Below are 9,561 nucleotides of genomic sequence, written 5' to 3'. Positions count from 1 at the left end.
GCCCCGGGTCGCCCCCCGCAGGCCCCCCGCGCCTCACAGGTAGTCCTCCAGGCGTGCCACGGCGTACCCGTCGCGCGTGACCTTGTTCAGGAAGCGGCGCATGTCGTCGACCATCGTGCCGTTCCAGTCGTTGCGGCCGCGGAAGTGGGTGAGCACGATGTCGCCGGGGTGCAGGCTGCGGTCGTCGTCGCGGTACTCCCAGTGGTCGACGAAGACCTCCTCGTCCCAGATGGGCGCGTACTTGATCCCGCAGGACCTGGCGGCGCGCAGGGTGTCGCCGTTGTAGTCGCCGTAGGGCGGCCGGAAGATCGTCGGCGCCTTGCCGAACTGCTTCTTCATGACGGCCTGCATGCCGCAGATCTCGTCCTTCTGCTCCTCGTAGGAGAGACCGGGCAGGTAGGGGTGGGTGAGGGTGTGGTTGTTGAGGGTGTGGCCCTCGGACTGCATTTTGCGGAAGTAGCCGTAGTCGTTCTTGACGAGGTAGTTGCTGAGGAACGCCGAGTAGGGGACCTTCAGGTCGCTCATCATGCGCAGGAAGTCCGGGTCCTTGTTGTCACCGTCGTCGATGGTGAGGAACACGACCTTCTGCCTGGTCGGGACGGTGGTGAAGACCGGGGGCAGGTTCTCCTCCCGCTGGCCGTCCACCTCGAAGCCGTCGCGCGGGGTGATCTTCGGCTTGACGGCAGGTGGGGCCGGGGGCGTGAGCGGCACCTGGTCCAGGTTCCAGCGTCTGGCGGCGGCGACCAGGCGCTCGTGCTCGGCGGCGAGGCGCGCCCGGCGGTCGGCCGGACGGTCGGGGCCGCCCTGGCCGGGCTGCCGGCCGGGGGCGCCCCCGGAGCCGGAGTCCGTACCCGGGGCGGAGCAGCCGGAGACGACGGCGGCGGAGGCAAGGGCGGCCAGTCCGCAGCGGAGGACGACTCCTTGGAGCCGTGACCGAAATTTGTCATTTTGTACTACTGCTCGCATGGTGCCGGATCCTCGCAGGCCCCGGCACCGAACCCGGGCCGACACCGCCGCCCGGAAGCGCACCGTCCACCGACTGGCCCACAATGACCCGGTGAACGACCTCGCCCTCCTCCTCACCCCCGAAGGCCGCGCCCTCCTCGACGTGGTGCGCGACACCGACCCCGCGCGGGAACTGGCCGTCGCCACCCGGCTGCGCCGCGAGCACCCGGCCGAACTGGTGTCGGCTGCGCTGGGGCAGGCCCGGCTGCGGCAGCGGGCGGCCGCGAAGTTCGGGGCCGAGGACGCGGGGCGGATGTTCTTCACGCCGAACGGCGTCGAGCAGTCGACCCGGTCGAGCGTGGCGGCGTACCGGGCGGCGCGGATGAAGGACCTGGGCGTGACCTCGGTCGCCGACCTGTGCTGCGGGATCGGTGGTGACGCGATCGCGCTGGCCCGGGCCGGCATCCGGGTGCTGGCCGTGGACCGGGACCCGCTGACGGCGGCCGCCGCGCGGGCGAACGCGGAGGCGCTGGGGCTCGCCGGGCTGATCGAGGTGCGCGAGGCGGACGTCACGGAGGTGAGCACCCGGGGGTACGACGCCGTGTTCGTGGACCCCGCGCGGCGCGGCGGACGGGGCAGGATCTTCGACCCCGAGGCCTACTCGCCGCCCCTGTCGTGGGCGGTCGGGGCGGCCCTCGGCGCGCCCCGCGCCGCGCTGAAGATCGCGCCGGGCATCCCGCACGAGGCGATCCCGGCCGAGGCGGAGGCCGAGTGGATCTCGGACGGCGGCGACGTGAAGGAGGCCGTGCTGTGGTTCGGGTCCGGGGCACCGGGCACCGTGCGGGCCACGCTGCTGCCGGGCCCGCGCACCCTGCCGGGACGGGGCCTGCCCGACCCCGGAGTGCGGCCCGTGGGGCGGTACCTGTACGAACCCGACGGCGCCGTCATTCGCGCCCACCTGGTCGCCGAGGTGGCCGAGGAGGTCGGCGGCGGCCTCGTCGACGCGACGATCGCCTACGTCACCGCCGACGCGCTGCGCCCGACGCCGTACGCCACCGCCTACGAGATCACGGACCGGCTCCCGTTCAACGTGAAGAGGCTGAAGGCCCTGCTGCGGGAGCGCGAGGTGGGCGTCCTGACGGTCAAGAAGCGGGGATCGGCGGTCGAGCCGGAGGAACTGCGCAGGAAGGTCAAGCCCCAGGGCCCGCACTCCGCCACGGTCTTCCTCACCCGCGTCGCGGGCGCCCCCACCATGCTGCTCGGCCACCCGGCCCGCTGACGCGCCCGCTCAGCCGTCCCCGGCGGCCCGGCTCAGCAGGAGCGCGCGTTCGCGTGCGTTGCGGGTCAGGGACGCCGCGCGGGCGAACTCCGCGCGGGCCTCCGCCGTGCGGCCCAGCCGGGTCAGCAGGTCGCCGCGCACGCTGGGGAGCAGGTGGTAGTCGCGCAGGGCGGGTTCCGCCGCGAGCGCGTCCACCAGCCGCAGGCCCTCGGCGGGACCGTCGGCCATGGACACGGCGACGGCCCGGTTCAGTTCGACGACCGGGGACGGGGAGCGGGCCGCGAGCAGCCCGTACAGGGTGGCGATGGTCCGCCAGTCGGTCTCCTCGTAGGTGTACGCGTGCGCGTGGCAGGCGGCGATGGCGGCCTGGAGGCCGTAGGGGCCGGGAGCGCCGCTGCCGGTGGCTTCGGCGCGGGCGAGGGCCTGGACGCCGCGGGCGATGAGCATGCGGTTCCAGCGGCGCCGGTTCTGGTCCTTCAGCAGCACCGGTGTGCCGTCGGGGCCGGTGCGGGCCGCGGCGCGGGAGGCCTGGAACTCCAGCAGCGCGGTCAGCCCGTGCACCTCGGGCTCCTTGGGCATCAGCGCGGACAGGACCCGGGCGAGACGCAGCGCGTCCTCGCACAGCCCGGGCCGCAGCAGGTCGTCGCCCGCGGTGGCCGCGTAACCCTCGTTGAAGATCAGGTAGATGACGTCGAGGACGGACCCGAGGCGGGCCTCGCGGTCCGGACCGTAGGGCACCTCGAAGGCGACGTTCCTGGTCGCCAGGGTGCGCTTGGCGCGGACGACGCGCTGGGCGACCGTCGGCTCCGGGACGAGGAAGGCACGGGCGATCTCGGCCGTGGTCAGGCCGCCGAGCAGGCGGAGGGTGAGCGCGGTGCGGGCCTCCGGGGACAGCACCGGGTGACAGGTGGTGAAGACCAGCCGCAGCAGGTCGTCGTCGATGTCCTCGGGGTCGGCGGGTTCCTCGGGCGGGGCGGTGGTCTCCAGGTCCCGGCCGATCTCGGCGAGCTTGCGGGCGTACGTCTCGCGGCGCCGGACGAGGTCGACGGCGCGGTGCCGGGCGGTGGCCATGAGCCAGGCGCCGGGGTTGCCGGGCACGCCGTCCCGGGGCCACCGTTCCATCGCCGCGACGAGCGCGTCCTGCGCCAGTTCCTCGGCGATGCCGACGTCCCGCACGATCCGGGCGACGCCGGCGACGATCCGCGGGGACTCCAGGCGGAAGACGGTCTCGATCGCGTGCGCCGCGGTGGGCTGTGGTTCCACAGCCCACCATGCAACACCCCCGGGCGGCCGTACGCCAGGGAGGACTCAGCCCTCCGCGATCTCCCGGACCTCACAGGTGACGGTCCAGAACTCCTCGTGGACCCGCAGGAACCGCTTGGTCCACTCCAGCGCCTCGGCCTTGTCCTTGCACTGCATGATCGCGTAGCCGCCGATGACCTCCTTGGACTCGGTGAAGGGCCCGTCGGTGACCGAGATCCGGCCCCCCTCCCAGTGCACCCGGGTGCCCTGCGAGGTGGGGGTGAGGCCGGCGGTGTCGAGCATGACGCCGGCCTTGGTGATCTCCTCGATCAGTTCGCCCATCCGCCGCATCAGCTCCTCGCTGGGGCCCTCGGCGGGGGCGGAGTTCTCGTCGATGCGGATGAGGGACAGGTAGCGGGGCATGGTGGCTCCTCCGGTCGGGGCGGCGGGGCCTTGTCCCCGCCGCTCACCCGTGCGTCGAACGGGAGACACCCGGATCGACACACTCACCGGAGATTTTTTTCCGGCGTCCGCGCCTACTTCAGCTCGAACCCGAACCCCGCCTTCGCGTACGGCGCGCCCACCGCCTTCCCGCCGAAGGCGAGCGCCGCGCCGGTCACCACGCCCGACGACTGTCCGCGCAGCACCCAGACCGTGCCGTTCCCGCCGTCCTCGTAAGGTGCGGCGGCGGCGAGGTCGGCGTGCCGGTCGCCGTTGATGTCGAGCAGCCGGACGGCGTACCCGAAGCCGTCGTACGGTTCGGCGCTGCCGGGAACCCCCGCGGTGTTCTGCGTGAAGGCCTGGGCGCCGGTGCCGGTCAGCCCGGAGCGGCCGCCGCGCAGCACGTCGACGACGCCCTCGCCCGTGTTCTCGCCCGGCGCGCCGACCGCCACGTCGGCGATGCCGTCGCCGGTGACGTCACCGACGGCGATCGAGGCGCCGAACCTGTCACCCTCCTCCGTGGCGCCGGGGACGCCGGGCGTGTTCTGCGTGTACGTCCGCCAGGTGTCCCTGTCGCCCAGCCCGGAGGGCGAGCCGTACGCCACCGAGATGCGCTCGTCCTCCGAGAAGGCGGTGACAAGGTCGTCGTAGCCGTCGCCGTCGAGGTCGCCGATCGCGGCCGGGCCGTTGCCGCCGGGGAAGTCGGTGACCCGGGTGAGCCCGGCGGGGCCGCTGACGTACACCTCGACGCAGTGGCTGCCGTCGCCGCAGTAGGAGGTCAGGGCCAGGTCGGTGCGGCCGTCGCCGTTGAGGTCGCCGGTGACGCCGTCGTGGACGTCGAGGTACCCCAGGTGGTCGGGGTCGAGCGGGGTCTTCCCGGCAGGGGTGCCGGTGCGCTTGAGCGGGCCCTTCCAGAGGGTGGCGGTGGTGCCGATCGGGTCGTCGCCGGTGGCGAAGCCGCTGCGGAACACGGCGAGGTCGAGGCGTCCGTCGCCGTCGAAGTCGCCGGTCTGGGTGTCGGTGGCGCGGATCGACGTGCCGCCGGACAGCCCGTGCGGGCCGCCCCAGACCACGACCGCGTCGGCGGACGAGGAGGCGGTGCCGACGACGAGGTCCGCGCGGCCGTCGCCGTCGAGGTCGCCCTTGGACACCTGCAGGCCGAACTTCTGGTTCTTGGCCGGGCTGCCGGGAATCCCGGCCGTGGCCCGGCTGATGATCGCGCGGTGGCTGGTGGACAGCCCGTGCGGACCGCCGTACATCACGGTGACGTAGCCCGCCCCGGACTGTCCGCCGACCGTCCCGTTCGGGGCACCGACGGCCAGGTCGGCGTATCCGTCGCCGTTGAAGTCGTCGCGGACGGGGGCGACGGCCCCGGACGCGGACGCCGGTGGTGCGACGACGCCGAGCGAGGCCATGCCCAGCACCAGGGGAACCGCCCAACGGGCGTGCGAACGTGCGGAGAACACCACTAGACCCTCTCGTTGCCGTGAGTCGAACACGGTAACGAGACTGCCCGGCAGGGACTTTGGTTGTAGACGTCAGCGCAGCGACGCCCACAACCGGCCGGCCGCCGGTTCCCTGGCCACCACCCGGTTGGGGTCGGAGGGCGCCCTCAGCCACGGCATCACCACCGTGCGCACCCGGTCGGCCGTCAGGCCCTTCAGACTCTGCCCGAGGGTGGACAGCTCGCCCAGGGAGTCGAGGCCGGTGTCCGTGGTGAGGCCGGCGGTGGCGGCGTCGGCGACCCTGTAGAGCCGGGCGGGATCGGTGAGCAGGCTGGTTCGCGCCATCTGCGCGAGCAGGGCTTTGACGAGTTTCTGCTGGAGCCCTATGCGGCCGAGGTCGCTGCGGTCGCCCACGCCGTACCGGGTGCGGGCGAGGGCGAGCGCCCGGGTGCCGTCCAGGTGGTGGGTGCCGGCCTTGAGGTGCAGCCGGCTCTTGTCGTCGTCGATGTCCTGGGCGGTGGTGATGTCGACGCCGCCGAGCGCGTCCACCAGCTTGGCGAAGCCCGAGAAGTCGACCTCCATGTAGTGGTCCATGCGGACGCCGGTGATCGACTCGACGGTCTTCACCGCGCACACCGGACCGCCCAGCGCGTAGGCGGTGTTGAACATGACCTGGTGGGCCACCGCGGTGGAGCCGCCGGAGGGCAGCGGGCAGGAGGGGCGGGTGACCAGGGTGTCGCGCGGGATGCTGACGACCGTCGCCCTGGTCCGGCCGGCGTCGATGTGCACCACCATCGCCGTGTCGGAGCGGGCGCCGGCGCTGTCGCCCCCGCCCAGCTTCCTGTTGGCCTTGCCGCTGCGCGAGTCGGAGCCGAGGACCAGGATGTTCAGGGCCCCGGTGGGCAGCGGCGCGGTGGGGGGCGAGGCGCTCGCGGAGGGGGTGACCACCGCCCGGGCCGGGCGGTCGCCGCCGAGCGCGCTGTCGATGTCGACGCTTTTGATGTTGCGGTTCAGGTGCCAGTACGCGTAGCCGGCGGCGGCCGTGCCCAGCACCAGGGCGCCCGCCAGGACGAGACCGGCGGCCTTCAGCACGCGCGACCGCCGGCCCGTCCGTCTGCCCGCTTCGCCTTGTTCCTCGTTTCGCGTCACGGGCAGGAACGTAAGTCCGAATTATTAGCGGACTGTTAGCGAAGGGCACCAAGGACGGTTTTCTCGTGAGATTCTCATCCCAGGGTCACCGTGGGCACCGGATTGCCGCCGCTCCACGAGGCGTTGAACCCGAAGGTCACCGAACCCCCGTCGGGTACTGCGCCGTTGTACGAGGCGTTCGAGCAGGACACGGCCGCGCCCGACTGGGCGCAGGTGGCGTTCCACGCCTGAGTGACCCGCTGACCCGCGCCGTACGTCCAGCTCACCTTCCAGGACGCCAGGGAGGCGCCCGAGCAGGAGATCCGCACCTGCCCGGTGAAGCCGCTGTCCCACTGGCTGCTCACGCTGTAGGCGGCGGTACAGGCCCCGGTGGGCGGGGGCGGGGTGGTCGTGGTGCCGCCCAGCGCCTCCGCGATGCCGCGGTACGCCGGTTTCGGTGCGTAGTTCTCGTCGTACGGCGTCGCCGCCCCGTAGCCGGGGAAGGTGCTCGGCACCCAGGAGTCGGAGTCCGCGAAGCCCCACACGGTGAGGTTGACGCAGCGGGTCACCGCCACACAGGCGGCCACGACCGACCTGAAGTCGGCTGCCTGCTGGGCGAGTTTGCCGCTGTCGGCGGGCAGGGCCATGCGTACGTCCAGCTCGGTGATCGCCACGTCCACGCCGAGGTCGGCGAAGCGCTGGATGTTCTGCTGGAGGGTCGAGGGCACCTGGCCGAGGATGAGATGGGCCTGGAGGCCGACGCCGTCGATCGGGACGCCCTGCTGCTTGAGGGACTTGACGAGGTTGTACAGGGCGGTGGACTTCGCGTCGACGCCCTCGACGTTGTAGTCGTTGATGTACAGCTTGGCGTCGGGGTCGGCCGCGTGCGCCCAGGTCAGGGCGTTGGCGATGTAGCCGGAGCCGAGGCCGTCGTACCAGAGGTCGGCGCGGTAGGTGCCGTCGTCGTTGAAGGGCTCGTTGACGACGTCCCAGGCGGCGATCTTCCCCTTGTACCGGCCGACCTCGGTGCTGATGTGGTTCTGCAGCAGGCTGCCGAGCTGGGCCGGAGTCCAGCTGCCGTTCGTCAGCCAGCTCGGGTTCTGGCTGTGCCAGACCAGGGTGTGGCCGCGCACCTGCTGGCCGTGCGCCTGGGCGAAGGCCACGATCTTGTCGGCCTCGGTCCAGTCGAAGCCGCCCCGGGTGGGCTCGACCGAGCCCCACTTCATGGCGTTGCCCGGGGTCAGCGAGCTGAACTGCGCGCCGGCGAGGTCACCGTAGGTGCCGGTGAGCTTGGAGCCGGTGACGGCGGTGCCGACGACCTTGCCCTTGGCGGCGGCCAGGTCGCGCAGCGGGGGGTCGGCGGCGTGCGCCGCGGGCGCCGTGCACACGAGCGCCGCACCGGCCAGCAGGGACGCGAGGGATAAGCCCGTTCTCAGAGATCTCATGAGGGATGCCTCCGAAAGTTTCGGTCGGATAACCGACTGGCTCGGAGAGTGTGGGGCTGCCCCCGGCACCCGTCAATACGCGCACCCCTACGCGACCGGGGGCACTCCGGTGCTGGACCGCACCACCAGGCTCGTCGCCAGCTCCACCCGGGTCGCCGCCCGTTCGTCCTGCGCGCGCCCGAGTTCGAGCACCAGCCGGGCGGCGGACTCTGCCATCTCCGTCAGCGGCTGCCGCACGGTGGTCAGCGGCGGGCCCACCCACCGGGCCACCGGCAGGTCGTCGAAGCCGACCACGCTCAGGTCCTCCGGGATGCGCAGCCCCAGTTCGCGCGCCGCCTCGTACAGCCCCAGCGCCTGGAGGTCGTTGCCCGCGAACACGGCGGTGGGCCGGCCGGGGCCGCGCAGCAGCTCAAGGCCCAGGCGGTAGCCGGAGTCGTGGTGGAAGTCGCCGCTCCTGATCAGGGCGGGGTCGACCGGCAGGCCCGCGGTCTCCAGGGCGGCCCGGTAGCCGTCCACGCGGGCGCGGCTGCACATCATCCGGGACGGCCCGCTGATGGCGCCGATCCGGGTGTGACCGAGTTCCACCAGGTGGCGGGTGGCGGCGAGGCCGCCCTGCCAGTTGGTGGCGCCGATGAAAGGGACGTCCGGGCCGGGGTCGCCGGCCGGGTCCATCACCACGAACGGAATGGACCGGCTGGTCAGCAGGGCCCGCTGGGACTCGTCGAGCCCGGACAGCACCAGGACCACCCCGTGCGGCCGACGGGCGGCGACCTGGTCGGCCCAGGTACGCCCGGGGGTGAGCCGGCCGGCGGACTCCGAGAGCACGACGCTGAGCCCCGCGTCCCGGGCCACGTTCTCCACGCCCCTGATCACCTCCATCGCCCAGGCGCTCTCCAGCTCGTGGAAGACCAGGTCGATCAGTGGCGAGCGGGACGCCTCGGCGCGCCGGCGCCGGTAGCCGTGGACGCGCAGCAGTTCCTCGACGCGGCTGCGGGTCGCCGGGGCGACGTCGGCACGGCCGTTGAGGACCTTCGAAACAGTCGGAGCGGACACCCCCGCCTCCCGGGCGATCTCGGCCAGGGTCGCCGTCTGCGGTTCTGCGGGCTTCGAAGGCTTCATGACCGCGATCGTATCCCTGCGGCCCCTCTTGACGAAGGTCCGCGTGCGCCATAGGTTCCCGGAACATTCGGAGTAGTATTCGAAACATTCGTAAATCCGGGGTCGGCATCCGGCACTCGGACCTCTCGCGATCCTCCGCGCCCCTCCGCGATCCTCCGACGGGAGTCCCATGACCACCACTCCTTGGCGCGACACCGCCCTGCCCGCCGCCGCCCGGGTCGACGACCTGCTCTCCCGGATGACCCTGGAGGAGAAGACAGCCCAGCTCTACGGCGTGTGGGTGGGAGCGGCCACGGACGGCGAGGGCGTGGCGCCGCTGCAGCGCGAGATGGCCGCCGAGCACGACTGGGACGAGCTGATCGCCCTCGGCCTCGGCCAGCTGACCCGCTCCTTCGGCACCGCGCCGGTGGACCCGGCCGTGGGGGGGGGGGGGGGGGGGGGGGGGGGGGGGGGGGGGGGCGCGGGGCGGGGGGGGGGGGGGGGGGGGGGGGGGGGGGGGGGGGGGGGGGGGGGGGGG

The 9,561-nt window shown here is 73.0% G+C and carries 8 protein-coding genes and 1 pseudogene; 2 read left to right on the top strand and 7 right to left on the bottom strand.

All coding sequences use genetic code 11. The features are described from left to right. Positions 1-33: 33 nt before the first annotated feature. Positions 34-966 (bottom strand): polysaccharide deacetylase family protein, encoded by a 933-nt coding sequence (locus V7E45_RS35625; RefSeq protein WP_333778412.1) that lies wholly within the window; start codon positions 964-966, stop codon positions 34-36. Between the two features lie 91 nt (positions 967-1,057). On the opposite strand from V7E45_RS35625, the gene V7E45_RS35620 reads away from it, so the two are divergent. Then, a complete protein-coding gene (locus V7E45_RS35620; RefSeq protein ID WP_333778411.1) occupies positions 1,058-2,224 on the top strand; it encodes a THUMP-like domain-containing protein in 1,167 nt (388 codons plus the stop codon). A gap of 9 nt (positions 2,225-2,233) precedes the next feature. Here V7E45_RS35620 and V7E45_RS35615 read toward each other — a convergent pair whose 3' ends face one another. From V7E45_RS35615 to V7E45_RS35590, 6 genes are all read right to left on the bottom strand, one after another. Then, positions 2,234-3,487, bottom strand: coding sequence for an RNA polymerase sigma factor (locus tag V7E45_RS35615; RefSeq protein ID WP_333778410.1), 1,254 nt, complete (start codon positions 3,485-3,487; stop codon positions 2,234-2,236). 45 nt (positions 3,488-3,532) lie between these two features. Beyond that, positions 3,533-3,889: a YciI family protein gene (locus V7E45_RS35610; protein ID WP_333778409.1), complete on the bottom strand. Its 357-nt coding sequence runs from the start codon at positions 3,887-3,889 to the stop codon at positions 3,533-3,535. 113 nt (positions 3,890-4,002) lie between these two features. Further along, positions 4,003-5,373, bottom strand: coding sequence for an FG-GAP-like repeat-containing protein (locus V7E45_RS35605; protein WP_333778408.1), 1,371 nt, complete (start codon positions 5,371-5,373; stop codon positions 4,003-4,005). Positions 5,374-5,445: 72 nt separating this feature from the next. Further along, positions 5,446-6,501, bottom strand: coding sequence for an LCP family protein (locus V7E45_RS35600; protein ID WP_333778407.1), 1,056 nt, complete (start codon positions 6,499-6,501; stop codon positions 5,446-5,448). A 74-nt stretch (positions 6,502-6,575) separates the two neighbouring features. Then, positions 6,576-7,925 carry an endo-1,4-beta-xylanase gene (locus tag V7E45_RS35595; protein WP_333778406.1) on the bottom strand — a complete coding sequence of 450 codons (1,350 nt, stop codon included), beginning with the start codon at positions 7,923-7,925 and terminating at the stop codon, positions 6,576-6,578. Positions 7,926-8,012: 87 nt separating this feature from the next. Continuing rightward, positions 8,013-9,044 carry a LacI family DNA-binding transcriptional regulator gene (locus V7E45_RS35590; RefSeq protein ID WP_333778405.1) on the bottom strand — a complete coding sequence of 344 codons (1,032 nt, stop codon included), beginning with the start codon at positions 9,042-9,044 and terminating at the stop codon, positions 8,013-8,015. Between the two features lie 169 nt (positions 9,045-9,213). On the opposite strand from V7E45_RS35590, the pseudogene V7E45_RS35585 reads away from it, so the two are divergent. After that, positions 9,214-9,561 (top strand): annotated as a pseudogene (locus tag V7E45_RS35585) (hypothetical protein); the annotation flags it as partial.

It is taken from the genome of Streptomyces sp. IBSBF 3136, assembly GCF_036815105.1.
Lineage (GTDB): Bacteria > Actinomycetota > Actinomycetes > Streptomycetales > Streptomycetaceae > Streptomyces.
Note: the sequence above shows the minus strand (reverse complement) of the source record. Positions and strands in the feature narration are given on the sequence as shown.